This window comes from Vibrio phycocola (assembly GCF_053850235.1).
This window is the reverse complement of record NZ_JBSQDJ010000005.1, coordinates 113,183-128,930: the sequence shown is the minus strand read 5'-3', so window position 1 is coordinate 128,930 and position 15,748 is coordinate 113,183. Positions and strand designations below refer to the sequence as shown.

The 15,748-nt window shown below is 41.6% G+C and carries 15 protein-coding genes and 1 tRNA gene; 6 read left to right on the top strand and 10 right to left on the bottom strand.

Annotation, left to right across the window (positions count from 1 at the left end):
• Positions 1 to 88: 88 nt before the first annotated feature.
• From asd to yejK, 3 genes are all read right to left on the bottom strand, one after another.
• Entirely contained in the window at positions 89 to 1,201 is a 1,113-nt protein-coding gene (asd, locus tag ACWU4D_RS08190) for an aspartate-semialdehyde dehydrogenase (protein WP_456051065.1), read from the bottom strand.
• Positions 1,202 to 1,363: 162 nt separating this feature from the next.
• Complete coding sequence (locus ACWU4D_RS08185; protein ID WP_456050916.1) at positions 1,364 to 2,533, bottom strand: Hpt domain-containing protein; 1,170 nt, start codon at positions 2,531 to 2,533, stop codon at positions 1,364 to 1,366.
• A 44-nt stretch (positions 2,534 to 2,577) separates the two neighbouring features.
• A complete protein-coding gene (gene yejK, locus ACWU4D_RS08180; protein ID WP_456050915.1) occupies positions 2,578 to 3,579 on the bottom strand; it encodes a nucleoid-associated protein YejK in 1,002 nt (333 codons plus the stop codon).
• 84 nt (positions 3,580 to 3,663) lie between these two features.
• On the opposite strand from yejK, the gene ACWU4D_RS08175 reads away from it, so the two are divergent.
• From ACWU4D_RS08175 to ACWU4D_RS08165, 3 genes are all read left to right on the top strand, one after another.
• Positions 3,664 to 3,888 carry a DUF1414 domain-containing protein gene (locus ACWU4D_RS08175; protein ID WP_456050914.1) on the top strand — a complete coding sequence of 75 codons (225 nt, stop codon included), beginning with the start codon at positions 3,664 to 3,666 and terminating at the stop codon, positions 3,886 to 3,888.
• A gap of 22 nt (positions 3,889 to 3,910) precedes the next feature.
• Entirely contained in the window at positions 3,911 to 5,704 is a 1,794-nt protein-coding gene (locus tag ACWU4D_RS08170) for a DUF3413 domain-containing protein (protein WP_456050913.1), read from the top strand.
• Positions 5,705 to 5,757: 53 nt separating this feature from the next.
• Positions 5,758 to 5,834 (top strand) — tRNA-Pro (locus ACWU4D_RS08165).
• Between the two features lie 108 nt (positions 5,835 to 5,942).
• On the opposite strand, the gene ACWU4D_RS08160 is transcribed toward ACWU4D_RS08165, so the two are convergent.
• Together ACWU4D_RS08160 and ACWU4D_RS08155 are read right to left on the bottom strand one after the other, a co-directional pair.
• Positions 5,943 to 7,892, bottom strand: a complete 1,950-nt coding sequence (locus ACWU4D_RS08160; protein WP_456051064.1) for a DNA topoisomerase III — start codon at positions 7,890 to 7,892, stop codon at positions 5,943 to 5,945.
• A 68-nt stretch (positions 7,893 to 7,960) separates the two neighbouring features.
• Positions 7,961 to 8,293: a Grx4 family monothiol glutaredoxin gene (locus ACWU4D_RS08155; protein WP_456050912.1), complete on the bottom strand. Its 333-nt coding sequence runs from the start codon at positions 8,291 to 8,293 to the stop codon at positions 7,961 to 7,963.
• Positions 8,294 to 8,625: 332 nt separating this feature from the next.
• On the opposite strand from ACWU4D_RS08155, the gene sodB reads away from it, so the two are divergent.
• The 3 genes from sodB to ACWU4D_RS08140 all read left to right on the top strand — a co-directional run bounded on the left by sodB (position 8,626) and on the right by ACWU4D_RS08140 (position 10,680).
• Complete coding sequence (gene sodB / locus ACWU4D_RS08150) at positions 8,626 to 9,207, top strand: superoxide dismutase [Fe] (protein WP_456050911.1); 582 nt, start codon at positions 8,626 to 8,628, stop codon at positions 9,205 to 9,207.
• A gap of 120 nt (positions 9,208 to 9,327) precedes the next feature.
• A complete protein-coding gene (locus ACWU4D_RS08145) occupies positions 9,328 to 9,828 on the top strand; it encodes a VC2046/SO_2500 family protein (RefSeq protein ID WP_456050910.1) in 501 nt (166 codons plus the stop codon).
• 189 nt (positions 9,829 to 10,017) lie between these two features.
• On the top strand, positions 10,018 to 10,680 hold the full coding sequence (locus ACWU4D_RS08140) for an SDR family oxidoreductase (RefSeq protein ID WP_456050909.1): 663 nt from the start codon (positions 10,018 to 10,020) through the stop codon (positions 10,678 to 10,680).
• Between the two features lie 11 nt (positions 10,681 to 10,691).
• Here ACWU4D_RS08140 and ACWU4D_RS08135 read toward each other — a convergent pair whose 3' ends face one another.
• The 5 genes from ACWU4D_RS08135 to ACWU4D_RS08115 are packed head-to-tail and all read right to left on the bottom strand — an operon-like array spanning position 10,692 to position 15,721.
• Positions 10,692 to 11,444, bottom strand: a complete 753-nt coding sequence (locus ACWU4D_RS08135; RefSeq protein ID WP_456050908.1) for an MlaA family lipoprotein — start codon at positions 11,442 to 11,444, stop codon at positions 10,692 to 10,694.
• 45 nt (positions 11,445 to 11,489) lie between these two features.
• On the bottom strand, positions 11,490 to 12,725 hold the full coding sequence (gene ccmI, locus ACWU4D_RS08130) for a c-type cytochrome biogenesis protein CcmI (RefSeq protein WP_456050907.1): 1,236 nt from the start codon (positions 12,723 to 12,725) through the stop codon (positions 11,490 to 11,492).
• Positions 12,722 to 13,219: a cytochrome c-type biogenesis protein gene (locus ACWU4D_RS08125; RefSeq protein ID WP_456050906.1), complete on the bottom strand. Its 498-nt coding sequence runs from the start codon at positions 13,217 to 13,219 to the stop codon at positions 12,722 to 12,724. Before ACWU4D_RS08125 ends, ccmI begins: the two co-directional genes overlap by 4 nt.
• The gene (locus tag ACWU4D_RS08120; protein WP_456050905.1) at positions 13,216 to 13,764 is read right to left on the bottom strand and encodes a DsbE family thiol:disulfide interchange protein; all 549 of its coding nucleotides are present in this window, start codon (positions 13,762 to 13,764) and stop codon (positions 13,216 to 13,218) included. Before ACWU4D_RS08120 ends, ACWU4D_RS08125 begins: the two co-directional genes overlap by 4 nt.
• The gene (locus tag ACWU4D_RS08115) at positions 13,757 to 15,721 is read right to left on the bottom strand and encodes a heme lyase CcmF/NrfE family subunit (RefSeq protein WP_456050904.1); all 1,965 of its coding nucleotides are present in this window, start codon (positions 15,719 to 15,721) and stop codon (positions 13,757 to 13,759) included. Before ACWU4D_RS08115 ends, ACWU4D_RS08120 begins: the two co-directional genes overlap by 8 nt.
• Positions 15,722 to 15,748: the final 27 nt, after the last annotated feature.

Genomic DNA, 15,748 nt, shown 5'->3' with positions numbered 1-15,748 from the left:
TCGCGATTCTTATCGTATTGAGTTTTATTATGTCCAATAAAAAAGAGCACCCTAGAGTGCTCTTGTCAATCTGATGAACCACTAATACTTACTTAGAATCAAGAATAATACGAAGTGTACGACGTAACGGCTCTGCGGCACCCCATAACAGTTGATCACCAACGGTAAAGGCATTTAAGAAATCATCACCCATAGACATCTTACGTAGACGACCAACCGGGATAGACAGTGTACCTGTCACTTTCGCAGGACTAAGCTCTTGAGCCGTAATGTCACGATCGTTTGGAATCACCTTAACCCATTGGTTATGAGAAGCTATCATTTCTTCAATTTCATCCATTGGGATAGATTGCTTTAGCTTAATGGTTAATGCTTGAGAGTGACAACGCATCGCGCCAATACGCACACACGTACCATCGATAGCAATCGGTGAAGCTGATGATCCTAGAATCTTATTGGCTTCGACTTCCGCTTTCCACTCTTCTTTACTTTGGCCGTTTTCACGTTTCACATCGATCCAAGGAATCAATGAACCCGCAAGAGGTGAACCAAATTGTGATGTAGGAAATTCACTTGAACGAATCGTTTCAGCCACTTTACGGTCGAGGTCTAATATGGAGCTTGATGGGGTTGCCAATTCACCTTTAACGCTATCGTGAATCACACCCATTTGAGAAATAAGCTCTCGCATATTTTGAGCACCAGCGCCTGAAGCAGCTTGGTACGTCATAGCACTCATCCACTCAACATGGCCTTTTTCGAATAACCCACCTAATCCCATGAGCATCAAACTAACCGTACAGTTGCCACCAACAAATGTATTGGTACCAGACTGAATTCCTTCTTGGATTTGAGTTAGGTTAACAGGATCAAGAGTGATAATAGAGTCGCTCGCCATACGCAATGTAGAAGCAGCATCAATCCAATACCCTTTCCAACCAGCCTGACGCAATTGAGGGTAGACTTTTTCAGTGTAGCCACCGCCTTGACACGTGATGACCGCATCGAGCTGTTTCAAGCTTTCAATATCAAATGCGTCTTGTAGCATTCCAGCGTCTTTCCCTAGGTTTGGCGCTGGGATACCTATCTGTGATGTGCTGTAAAACACAGGTTCAATATGGTCAAAATCACGCTCCTCGACCATGCGCTGCATCAATACAGAACCAACCATTCCGCGCCACCCAACTAAACCAACTCTCATCACTCTCGTTCTCCAATGGTTATTTTAATTCATGAGTACCTTTCCATGAGTTGTTTAAGGTAAATCTCAAGATTAAAATTATAATATCTAGTTTGACTCTTGTTCAGCACTGACTCTTATCAATACCAAGTCGAATTATTCTACACTAAACTTTGTTGCAAGCTAAGTGCTATGCGGCGACTTTGTCACATAATTACGCGCAAATATAATCGCGTTACGTAAACGTAATTCCAGTACCTCGATTTGCGTGTCAGTGGGCTTGATTCCTCGCTTTAGCATAGCTTCCATTTGCATTGCATTTTCTTTTAATAATTTAGCCCCAATACTCGCCGCAACTCCCTTTAAACTGTGAGCGACAATAATAGCGTCTTCATTTGAACGCTCTAAAGCGCCCTTGAATTTAATGGCATCATTTTGATGATCATGAATAAAGACATTAAGCAATTGTTCTACCGCTGCATCGTCGTTAAGTAGGTTGGACATATAACTAATATCGATCGCATCAGCCGTACTATCTTCGACGAGCTTTTCGGGCTCATTCAATTGAATCGAATCTTCAGAGCGAGATTGTTTCCGAGCAATAATGACAAGCCAGATTAGCAAAATGAAACTCAAAGTCGCATAGGCATAATTGTAGAATAACGACATCGTATGAAAATAATTTCCAACTCTCTCGTTCTCTTTAAATGTGTCGTTAGCAAGAAGTTGATCTAAGAGTGTTTCGGCTCTCACGTAACTGGCTATGACATCATTAGCCGATGCCAAACTTTGATTAAGATCGGTTGCTTCCTCGGTATCTAGTAACGTGCCCAGCTGATAAAGGTGATCAAATTTTCGATAGTTCAGATCGCTCTCTTCATGATTAGCGTATAAAGAATCTAAAACTGTCGCACCGACCATGTCAAAATATCCTTGTAATCCAGGATTTTGATTATATTTCTTACGCTTAATATGAAGCTGTTCTACAAAAGTCTGTAAATCGATATTAATCTTTGAGAGCCGTTCAAGATCGTCCGTATACGCACCAATTGAATAAATAAAATATTCAAAATCTAGGCTAATAAAACTCTCATCTTGAGTCATTTTAAGAGCACTTAACAGAGACCGAATATCTTCGATCTCCTCTTCCAAACGCGCGGATGAATAGGAAAGTGACCGTGTATGAAAGATAAGTTGCGTACGAGTTGACTCAAGCTTATTTATCAGTTGGTTTGCTAAAGAATAGCTTTGGTGAGTTGAACGGTTTAACTGATAAGTAATCCCCACCGCTAAAAACCAAAACAAAAAGACCACAAGTATTGTTCTAAGTAGTGTTTTACGTTTCAATTTCATGTCCTTTACTCAACAGATAATTAAATTGCATAACTCAAAAGACACTACCCTTTGCGGTTAAGTTGCTCTCTCAAGTTTGGTGGTGTCCCTTTAATCGTTAACGTATCCGTTTCTGGGTCATAAACAATACGGTCTCCTAAAAGGCTACTGTCAAAACTAACATTAATGCCCCCTCCAGCGCCAACATATTTGGTTAGCTTTCGAACCATAGCGCGGTCCGCCGGGAAGCTCTCCTCGAGTTCATAACCATTCACAGTGGTGTATTCATGTAAATTAGAGCCTTCCTTTGAAGGCGGTAACTCTAACGATAACTCTTTAATTTGAACTTCATCGCCAGATTTAAGTTGCTCATTACAATATGAATGGACTTGTTTTTTAAAGTCTTGAACTTCTTCTTTTTCAAAGCTGGCATCGCTACAAAAATCGTCAACCGCTTGCATTAAAACCTGGTTTTGCTGCTTTGAATCCAATCCCACATCTGCTTGTAGAAAATCTAAGAAAAAATCAGACACTTTTCGCCCTACTCGACCTTTAATAAACGAAAGGTAACGTGTTGAATCTCTATTTGTTTCATAGGTCGTTAAATCGATACGAGCGACGATATCCATTTTATTGATATCAAGATAGTCTGTCGCACTGATGTCTAGCCCTTCTGTGACTTTTAAGCTTTGGTTTGTTGGTAATAAAGCAATTAACAAATAGTCTGTTGCAAGTGATTGATATTGTGCCATCACCAAGATACCCGCATCAGCAAATGGATATTTGCTCAGCTCCTGTTTTAAACTGTTCACGCTTGATTCGGAAAAAGCATGAAACGATAGTTCCCCAATTTGAAGTTCTTCAAGCCAGTCTTTAAATTTGCTTTCTGACTTAAACACTCCAAACCCTTTAGCCGCTTTGGCGTTAAACACTCGATGCAGTTCAGAAACAAGATTTTCGGCAAACGCATCGTGCTTTAATGAATGCTCGCGAAGCTTCACCACTAGTTCATCAGATTCGTTTTTGTATAACTGGTGTAAAATAACGTTAGATAGGATCATGCTCATAGTGAATTTGTTGTCGTTGAGGTTTCAGTTAGACGCTATACTAGGGTATCATTAGGTGTTTTTCTATCATCTTCAGAGTTTACAATGCCAATTACATCGAAATATAGCGATCAACAAATTGAAACCATGCTCGCTGAAGTTGCTTCTGTGTTTGATAAACACGATGCATCGTCAGAACTCGTACTTATGATTGCAGGTAATATCGCAACAAATGTACTTAACCAAAACGTTGCCGCGTCTCAACGTAAGGCTATTGCGGAAAAATTCGCTGAAGCACTCATTTCTTCAATCGATAGTTCTGTCCACTAAATCACAGGTAATTTGTTAAGACATGGTTGAAAGTGATAACACTTACGGAGAGCGCGTTTCACGATTAGTGGGATGGGGACATTGGTTCGCCTTCTTTAACATCATTGCTGCGATGTTAATTGGTACTCGTTATATCGCTCAATCAGGGTGGCCCGAAAGCGTATTAGGACAAATTTATTCAGCGGTATCATGGGTTGGCCATTTTGGGTTTCTCGTCTTTGCTATTTACCTTTTAATTGTCTTTCCACTCACCTTTTTAATTCCATCAAGAAAATTATTGCGTATAGCCGCAATTTTCTTAGCGACTGCTGGATTAACCTTACTCCTCATAGACACTCAAACCTATCAAGCACTCAATCTCCATATCACTCCTGTCGTATGGGAAGTCCTTTTTAGTGATGCTGATTCTTCATTTTCAAATGATCTTCACAGCTTGTTTATCCTAATACCGGCAATTTTCATATTGGAAGTTGGTTTATCAGAATGGGTATGGAAAAAGCAAAGAAGACTATCTCACAAACATATTGGCCGTCCGCTAGCAGCAATATTCTTCCTCTGCTTTATCGCGAGTCATATTATCTATTCGTGGTCCGATGCCTCGCTTTATTCACCAGTAACAAGTCAACGCTCAAATTTCCCACTCTCCTACCCGATGACAGCTAAAGGGTTCATGGAAAAACATGGTTTATTTGACCGTGGTGAATATGAACAACGTCTTAAAGAGAATCCGGAACTGGTCAATCTTGTAAATTATCCATTAGAGCCCATTGAGTTTAGTCGTCGTCCAAATAAGCTAAACATTATGGTCGTAAGTATGAATAACCTCCGAGCAGATAAGATAACCAAAGAATTGATGCCCGAGACATACAACTATGCATCTAAAAATCAATGGTTTTCTAATCACTACAGCTCTAGCAACGACATGTTTGGCCTATTTGGCTTATTTTATGGGCTGCCCAGCAGCTATGCGAGTAGTATCGAAGTTCAAGGTAGCTTGCCAATTCTCTTTGATGTACTCGAACAAAATGATTACCAATTTGGCTTATTCAGTGGTGACAATTTCTCAGACCCCATTTATAGCGAAACTATCTTCCGTGGGATGACATTAAATCGACTACCTGAGAATGGTCAAAAAAGCCAAGATCAAACCTCAATCGAGGCTTGGGCGGCTTGGGAAAAACAACAGACAACACCTTGGTTTAGTTATCTTGAACTAGTCACTTTAAAAAATTATGCCGCTATCAACGATTCGTCAGACGTTCAAACAACCGTCGAGAAGCTACAATCCAGCTACGACGATTCCATTAAGATGGCAGATCAAGAGTTAGCCAATTTATTAGCTCAATTAAATGAGTTACAAAATACGGTCGTCGTTATTACCTCCAATCATGGAATGGAGTTCAACGAAACCAATACTAACTCTTGGGGATCAAATACCAATTACAGCCAGTATCAACTGCAAGTACCAATGATCATACATTGGCCAGGAAAAGTAGCTGCAAATTATACGCATCGCTCTAGCCATCTCGATCTTTCAGTATCGTTATTGCAAGAGTTGTTTGGAGTTTCATCTAACCCTAGCGACTACAGTAGTGGCCGAAATTTATTTAATGAGACATCCCGTCGTTGGATTTTAGCGGGAGATGCACGAGAAATGGCATTAGTCACTGGAGATCACACCACGGTTGTCGACAAGTTTGGTAATTTTAAAGTCTATGATGAAGATTACCGTCGCCTGAAGGATGAAAACCCCACGCTCCCAGTGCTTATGCATGGGCTAACCGAGTTACAACGATTCTATAGCAAAGATAATTAAATCAGCCTGTTAGAAGTTGACTCCATGATTTAAAAGGGTTAGATTACGAAAATCGGACTGTAGCGCAGCTTGGTAGCGCACCGTCATGGGGTGTCGGGGGTCGGAGGTTCAAATCCTCTCAGTCCGACCATATAAAAAAGAGCAGCTTTGAATTCAAAGCTGCTCTTTTTACGTTTCCATGATTAATTTTACTACTTCGAAGCACGCGCCCTTTTCATATGCACGCTAGCAAACTATGTCACTTCACTGCACGTTTCTTAGCTGGCTTTCTTTTAGCGCCGGCCTTATTCCTATAACTAGACCGCTTGGTAGTAGTTGGTAAGTATCTTAATGATTCAGGTATTGGTGAGTTTTTCACTTGCTCAACTAGTGTGCCAACGTTAACCACAAGGTTATCTATAAACGGCTGATATTGTTGTGTTCTTTCAGCCATACCCTGCAACTGATGTTCCCATATTGCGGTCATATCAGGATAGGTCGATTGATCTGGCAGAGCATTAATCAAACCTCTGGCGGCAACACTACTTCGGATCGATTTTCCTTCACGAACAAGAAGCTCACGTTTCACTAAAGTATCGATAATTCCAGCTCGAGTCGCTTCTGTGCCAATACCATCAGTTTCTCGCAGAATCTTCTTCAAACTTTTATCTTCAACAAATCGAGCAATACCTGTCATTGCGCGTAATAAGGTTGCTTCACTAAATGGACGTGGTGGCTCAGTTTTACTCGCTTTAATCTTACCTTCACGACAAAGTAAACTGTTTCCTTTTGCCAAAGGAGGAACAGTGTCGACACCCTCTTCATCTTCGGCTTTCTTTCCTGCTAACGCTTTCCAACCAGCACTCACTAGTGAACGGCCTGATGCAACAAATTCTCCTCCAACAATATCAAAGCACAACTTAGATTCCGCATAGACAGCTGCTGGATAAAATTGCATTAAATATTGCGTCGCAATCAAACGATAGACTTTATACTCATCACTGTTAAGCGACTGACTGCTGAGTGCTTTTGGTGTGGGAATAATCGCATGGTGAGCATCAACTTTACTGTCATTCCATGCCTTCGATTTCAATGTTAAATCTGCACTTTTGACACCAGACACCAATTCGCTAACGTTCTTCGAAATTGCTTTCACAATGACAGGCGCTTCTTGCCAGTGTTCTTTAGGTAAATGACGCGAATCAGAACGAGGATATGTGATCAGTTTATGTCGCTCATATAGAGACTGACAGGTATCCAGTACTTGCTGAGCACTCATGGTGTAACGCCTTGCAGCATCAATTTGCAATGCGGATAGTGAATACGGTAATGGTGGCGCGACTTTTGATTGCTTTTGCTCCGACTCTTTAACAACAGCAGGTTGACCAGCTATACGACTCGCCACGTTTTCAACTAATTTCAGATTCAGAACTCGCCCGTCTTCATCCTGCCACGGTTGACATGCCTCACTCGGTTTCCACTTTGCTCGAATATCAAAAGAGGTGTCCTCAGACTTGTATGGTATCAAGGCATGTAACGTGAAATAGTCACGAGGGACAAAGTTCTCGATTTCCTCATCTCGGCGTACGACTAACCCTAAAACGGGAGTTTGAACTCTACCAACCGATAGAACGCCTTTATAGCCGGCTCGTTGACCCAATAGCGTATAGGCGCGCGACATATTGATACCGTACAGCCAATCAGCTCGCGAACGCGCCAATGCCGAGACAGAGAGAGGAATAAACTCTGAGTTGGCTCTGAGTTGACTTAATGCACGCTTGACTGCACTGACATTGAGATCGCTAATCAGAAGTCTCTGCATAGCCGCTCGCTTAGATTGACTAACCTTACAATAATCAATCACCTCATCAACTAACAACTGCCCTTCTCGGTCTGGGTCACCTGCATGGACAAGATCAAACGGCTCTTTCAATAATGCTTTGACCACTTTCAATTGTGCGGTGGCTGATTTTCTCGGCTTCAGTTGCCATTTCTGTGGAATAATCGGCAAATCATCCAGTCGCCAACTTTTATAACGACTGTCATAAGCATCGGGCTGGACTTGTTCGAGTAGGTGACCGATGCACCAGGTGATCACATCACCATTTGCGCAATGAATCGCACCTTGCTGCTTACGGTGAGGTTTAGGCAAGGCATCTGCAATTGCCCTTGCTAGGCTGGGTTTTTCTGCAATAAAAAGTCTTGGCATCACACAATTAAAAAGGCCACAATATTTGTGGCCTTAACATAGCAATAAGTCTTGTAAATTTATACCGTTTATTCTTCGGTTGCGTTACGAGCCGCCGCTTCTTTTACAAGTGGTTGTAACTCACCTTTTTGGAACATTTCCAAAATAATGTCACATCCGCCGACTAACTCACCTTCAACCCAAAGCTGGGGAAATGTTGGCCATTGCGCGTAAGCCGGCAATTCAGCACGAATGTCTGGATTTTGAAGGATGTCTACATATGCGAACTTTTCATTACATGCCATCAGAGCTTGAGAAGCTTGAGATGAAAACCCACAACTAGGAAGTTTTGGAGAGCCTTTCATATAAAGTAGAATCGAGTTCTCTTCAATTTGCTGTTTAATTTTATCGATTGTTTCCATGATTTCCTCTATTACACGGTGAGGTTAAATAATTATTGAGTCATTCTAAGTCATCTAAATAGAATAAAAAGCCCAAAAAAATTGTGGTTAATACCCATATATTTTCATTCAAAGCGGTTAAACTAAGATATTACGGGTCTGCTCTCAAGTAGTATCACCTACAATGAAAGGAATTCGCAAAGGTAAATTTGCAAATTTGTGCTTTAAATAAAGTAAAAACTTGCTAAACTACTCTCAAGTCAGCTGTATCGACGAAAATAAAAGAAAAATATCTAATATTGGAAGCAAAATGAAAGACACTGTTCTTTCTATACACAACGGAGAATCGAGCAATGGCAATTGAACTACCAGCACTTCCTTATGCAAAAGATGCACTAGAACCACACATTTCTGCGGAAACATTGGATTTTCACCACGGTAAACACCACAACACATACGTGGTTAAGCTTAACGGTTTAATTCCTGGTACTGAATTTGAAAATAAAACGTTAGAAGAAATCATCAAAACGTCAACTGGCGGTGTATTTAACAATGCAGCTCAAATTTGGAACCACACTTTCTACTGGAACTGTTTGTCTCCAAACGGTGGCGGTGAGCCAACGGGTGCTGTTGCGGATGCAATCAATGCAGCATTCGGTTCATTCGAAGAATTCAAAGCAAAATTCACAGATTCTGCAGTGAATAACTTCGGTTCATCATGGACTTGGCTTGTTAAAAATGCAGACGGTTCTCTAGCAATCACAAATACTTCAAACGCTGGCACGCCAATCACTGAAGCAGGTGTGACTCCTTTGCTAACAGTAGACTTGTGGGAACACGCTTACTACATCGATTACCGTAATGTTCGTCCTGACTACATGGCAGGCTTTTGGGCATTAGTAAACTGGGATTTCGTTGCTGAAAACCTAGCTTAATATTCAGTAACTCCCAAGTAGTGAAATGATAGCCTGCATATTCTGCAGGCTTTTTTATTATACAAAACAACTTAAGATTTTCCCTACCCTGCCGCTACCATTCTTGTAAGCGGAGGATATATGTCAATTCAAGCGTTAGAATCATCACATTCAATCGATATACTACGATTTGGTCAGGATGTTGGACAAGCAGTCCACAGCCAGCGCAGGGCTGACTTTTCATTGCTCCTTGCGATGATTTGTGATGATGCCCAATATCATACTCCTATTGATTCTATTCCTTCGGCTGATGACTTATCATTGGATGAGCGCTTTGCCGTTCCCGCAGGCCAAAAGATGACAAGTGACGAAGCAAGTTATCAACGAGGGGCGCAGATCGCGGAACAATTTAATCAAGGAGGACTCAGCGCAGCACGTTTACAGGCTTACCTTGCACCCGATGCCCTTACTTATATGCCAGAGCACACCGGAAATTTACCAGAAGATGTTTACTATAACTTGTCTGAACACCAGAGACAGAAAGTGAAACAGACACAGCCTAAAACATCTCAATATGATTTTCAGCTCTACCATGATTTAATCGCGAACCAACGACAAAGTGAGTTATCAGTCCAACTTTAGCGATATTTAATGTAAATTCACTAACATCCCGCTGAACAGTTTGTGAATCACTCCAAGAAACCTGCCTTTATTTACAAAGCTATTAAAAGAATATGATGGGATTCACAACCTATATTCCTACAATGAATCATCCTTAAGTTTATTCACGATGAAAAATATCAATATAAATTATGTGAGGAAGGTTAGGCGATGCACGTACAAAATTCTGTTGTAGTTGTAACATCAGCCGGTTCTGCACTAGGAAGTGCACTTGCCGAACACTTTGCTTCATTCGGAGCAAAGGTCGTCTTAATTGATCACCAATATCATCAACTTGTTGAAACCTATCATCGCTGTAAAGCTGTGTCAGAAGATATTCACTACTATTTTGTCGATGGATATAACCACAGTACTATCGCTGAAATTTTTGACTTTGTTCAACTAAAGTTCGAACAAGCTCCAGATGTTCTTATTAATAACTGGCCCACACATCGCCTCCCCTCCGTTGTTGATGAAAACCCTATTGATCGTTTTACTCACAATATTACAAGCATGGCATCAACTCTGTTTTCTTTTGTGCATTTATGTTCTGAAAGAATGAGAAATGAAATGAAAGAAGGGGTCATTGTGAATGTCGTTTGCAACTTACAAGAAGAAAAAGAGTGCGATTACACTTCGTATATGGTCTCAGGTTTCACTCAAACATGGGCTAAAGAGCTAGATGCTCATAACATTCGTGTGGGAGCCGTTCTGTCGACAAGTAAATTGATTCAAAGACAAAAACATCCGAGCCAGATGATCGATGAATTTGTTCGTAATACCGAATATATTATTGAAAACGAATATTTTAGTGGCCGAGCAATGTCGGCCTAATGTCATCAGAGCTAGTCGCCAAATTCGTCTAGATAGTTGTCAAATTCATCTTCTTCTGCGGCATCAAAGTCGTCAATAACAATTTCTGCGTTGTACGCCTCGCGCTGCAAGTAAACATCTCGAGTGAATGCATAAGGATCAGGAGAACTCTCTAAAAGTGACTCTTGACTAACTAGAGCGGCCCGACTTTCTAAGCCTTCAATCAAAAATTTACCCGCTGCGCCCCAAACATTGAGATAACTAAGAGGTAAATAAGTATTGTCAATAAAACTCGCGGCATTTCGAACTGTATAAGGCCCAGCCCAAGGAACCATGAGGTATGCTCCATCACCGACACCATAATGCCCTAAAGCATCGTCAAATCCCTTCGACCCTTCACTAGACAATCCTGCATGCGATGCAATATCAAAAACACCAAGTAGCCCAAAAGTAGAATTGAGCCAAAAACGGTTAAAATGGTTCAGAGCTTTCTTCCCATTCCCCATTAGTAGGTTATTAACAATGGTTGACGGTTCACCAAGATTGGAAAAGAAATTTGATAAACCGTAGCGCAATGGTGTTGGTGTATACGTAACATAAGCAATTGCCGTTGGCCTAAATATATAAGGGTCAAGGTAATCATAATTCAATGTCCATACGACTCGGTTTGCGCTTTCCAAAGGATCGTAGGCTCCGTTTGCTTGACTGTCCGGGCGAGAACTGCACCCTACCGTAGCAATGGAAACTAAAATTAATAGTACTGTGCGATAAATTTTTAAAGTCATAGTTTACGTAATTGAACAAAGTTCGATTGCCATAAGAATTATCTATTAATACTTCTTATTGACTTCAACTTCAACTGTTTGCTCAAAACCTCCTAGTTCGCTTTCACCAAAATAGTCACCCTCTTTTGTTGCTACATTCCCGTCTTGGTCTAGTCTGACCTTAACTCTGAACTGCTCCAGTGAGCTTAATAATCGCTCTTCAATCAGGCTACTATTATCGTTTAATTCAACAGTAAGTGGAAAAGAAAGCGCATTTAGGCGTACTGCGGCAACAGGCATCGGTGAGCCAAATTCATCATGAATAGATACGATGACAGCCATGTCTTGCGTAACAGGAATATTAGGTGCAACGTTTACTGTAACCTTAATCGACTTGCTGCTAATTGGCGACTGCTTCTGTAATAGGCCATCAGCTTCTTTTATTTTTTTATCTAACCAAGCATGCCGTTCATCATTGCTTCCTAAAATAGTCTGCATCTTTCGCCAATAATCAATCGCTAAGGAATACTGTTTATTATCGTAGGCATTCAAAGCGAGTAATGAATAGACTCTAATATCGGTTGAGCCAGATTGGATTAATTCGTTCAATAATTGAACGGACTGACGACGATTATGTTCGTCACCGGTTGCCATCAACGACTGAGCATAGCCATAACGAATACTGCTATTATCTGGACTTTCTGAATACGCCTTAGCCATTGCAGCGACAGCATTACCTGCATCAAAGTTAGCCATTGCTATTTTACCTAATAACAACCACCCCATTGCATCCGATGGTGAATGATGTAAATGAGTCCGTAACGCTAAAGACAGGTCATCCATTTCTTGATCACTTAGAGGCACATTCCCACTGTCGACAAGGCGTTTCGATAATTCGGGTAATTGCGCACTTACCTGCTGCCAATGAGTCACCTTCTGATAACTCCCTAACCAGTAATACATCCCACCACTTAACGCGACCATAAGCACCAAAGATAAAGGTATCAGTACTGAGTTTAAGCGTTGTCGTTTATCTGATGTAACGTCAGACGACGATGGCACCTGATCGGGAACATCTTGTAGCAAACTTTGTTGAAGTTCTGTTACCAATTCAGCTTTATCGGCAATCAAACCTTCACTATCTTCACTTTCTAGTTCAAACAAGCGCTGTTTAAAGAAAGCTTTATTGAGTGTGTCACGACGCTCTTGGTCGTTTGCATCCGCTTTTTGAGTCAGTGGAATGATGATTAAACATGCTGCGAGCAAAAACATCAGTACGGCGACAATCCAAAACACAATCATGAATCTCGCTCCCTAGTCTCAATTGGGGTTTCATCCTCTTTCAGTAACTCGGCAATCCGAGCTTGCTGATCGGCATCGAGCGGTGTCGCTGTGCGTACCGTTTGACGACGCGATTTAGCCATAATAAATCCAACCCCAAATACAATGACAATGAACGGCGCAAACCACAGTATCGCCGTTGAAGGACTTAGCTGAGGATTGTAATTAATAAATTGCCCGTATCGAGCGACCATATAATCGACAATTTCGTCTGAGCTCTTACCTTCTTTTACCATTTGGTAGACTTTAGTTCGAAGGTCTTGAGCCAATGCCGAATTTGAATCAGCAATGGTATTATTCTGGCATTTAGGACAACGCAGCGTATTGCTCAATTCTTTGAATAAAGCTTCCTGCTCCGTAGTCTCAAACTCATAAACATCAATCGCCGCACTAGGTGCCTTAGCGAAGATCAGAACCACTACCAACAATGAGAGAAAAATTGATAATTGCTTCATTTGGCTTCCTCATTCAATTGAAGATAGATAGGTTGAAGAGTATCGCGCCAATTCTGAGCATTCACGTCCCCAACATGGCGATACTGAATTATCCCTTTAGCATCAATAATGAAGGTTTCTGGAGCTCCATATACACCTAAATCAAGCCCCAACATCCCGTCACCATCATACAAAGTAATCAAATACGGATTTCCCAGGCGTGTTAACCATTCAAATGCCTTAGCACGGTCGTCTTTATAGTTAAGACCGATAATCTTTACGCCTTGCTTCGCCAATTCATTTAAGTATTGATGTTCGGCATAACATGTTGGACACCAAGTTGCCCAAACATTTAACAGCATTGGCTGACCTGTAAATATTGATTGCTCATACTGTTTAGTCGGATCGGCTAAATCCATCAAACTAAACGTTGGGACGGGTTGACCAATCAAAACTGATTCCAGCTTTGTAGGATCATCTCCCTGAGTATTTTTTATCAACTGAATAACAAACACGACAGCAAGTAGCATGAACGCAATCAGCGGAATAAAGAGTTTTTTATTCATTGCGAGAGCCTTCTGTATTTAACTTTCTAAAACGATACCGCTTATCGGTCATAGCAATAACACCACCGATTGCCATCAAAATGGCACCAAGCCAAATCCAACGTACAAACGGTTTGTAGTAAATTCTCACCGCCCACGATTGCCCATCATCTAAACGCTCACCCATCGCAATATACAAGTCCCGTGTAACACCGACATCTATCGCTGCTTCAGTCATCATATTTTCTGCAGAAGAATAGTAACGTTTTTCCGCCGTAAGCATCGCCACCAGATCTTGAGATTGTGTTACTTTGAACTCGGCCAAATAAGTCTGATAGTTGGGTCCTTGAGCTTCTCGTACTTCAACAAACTCGAATTCATACCCTGCAACTTCATAGCTCATACCTGGCGCCAAACGAACATCTTTTTCAACACTTAAGTTTTGTACCATCGCAATGCCAATGATAGTGACGGCGATACCTAAGTGGGCCAGTACCATTGCCCAGTGACTGCGCGGTAATACTTTTAACCCAATCACTAAGCTGTGTTTATGAGTCGCGCGTTTCACGATCTCATATCCATGCATTAGGGTTATCCACAAGGCCATTGTCCAGCCAAGCCAAACCATAAAATGGAATTGAGCAGTCGCCAACCAACTCACACCAGCGGCAAGTAAAATAGAGCTGATACCCATAAATAGAATCGGACGTTTTAAATGACTTAAATTATCTCTCTTCCAACGAATTAGAGGCCCGATACCAAGCAGCACAGCAAGTGGAATCATTAACCATGTAAACATCAGATTAAAGAATGGCGCGCCAATAGAGACCGAGCCCAACCCTATCTGCTTATGTACAAGAGGCAGTAATGTACCAATAAGAACCACAACCAATGCGGCCACAATGATGAAGTTATTACTCAGTAACGCATTTTCTCTGGAGATCAGTTGATAATTACCTGCGGCTCGAATCTTTGAACCATTGATGGCAAAAAGAAGCAACGAACCACCAATAATTAGGACTAAGAAACCTAGGATAAAAATCCCACGAGCAGGATCGGATGCAAAAGCATGGACCGAAACCAAAATTCCTGAACGAACTAAAAAAGTACCTAGCAGACTTAACGAAAATGCCGATAACGCCATTAACACTGTCCACGCTTTAAAGGTGCCACGCTTCTCGGTAACCGCTAGAGAGTGAATTAATGCGGTACCCGCCAACCAAGGCATGAGTGACGCATTTTCCACCGGGTCCCAAAACCACCAGCCACCCCAACCTAATTCGTAATAGGCCCACCAAGAGCCTAGCGCAATACCTAGGGTTAAAAACACCCAAGCGGCCATAGTCCAAGGCCTTGACCACTTGGCCCAAGCAGTATCAAGGCGGCCTGCAGTTAAAGAAGCAATAGCGAATGAAAAGGCGACAGAAAACCCTACATATCCCATGTACAACATTGGAGGATGTATGACTAAACCAGGATCTTGAAGTAGTGGATTCAGATCTCGTCCATCAATTGGAAAAAATGGTAACGTCCGAGTAAATGGATTAGACGTTATGACAATAAACAGAATGAACCCTGTAATGATCACACCCATTACCGCAAGCACTCGAGCAACCGAGTCCCTTGGCATGCCACGGCTCCATATGGCAACGGCTACCGCCCAGCCTGCTTGAATAAGCACCCACAGCAATAACGAGCCTTCATGAGCTCCCCACACTGCGGTTAAGCGATAGTACCAAGGTAGCTGGCTGTTTGAGTTTGTCGCGACATAAAGAACCGAAAAATCATTTGAGTAAAATGCCCATAATAAAACGATGAATGAGCAACTTAAAAATAAAAATAAGCCGAAGGAAAGCGACCTAGCGCTATCCATCAACGATAGGTTTCCAGTACGAACGCCAATCGCTGGTAATACCGTAAGTAAAACAGAAAATGCCAACGCAATAAAAAGGGCTACGTGTCCAAGCTCTACTATCATATCTATCAATGTCCTAGGTGTTGTTAG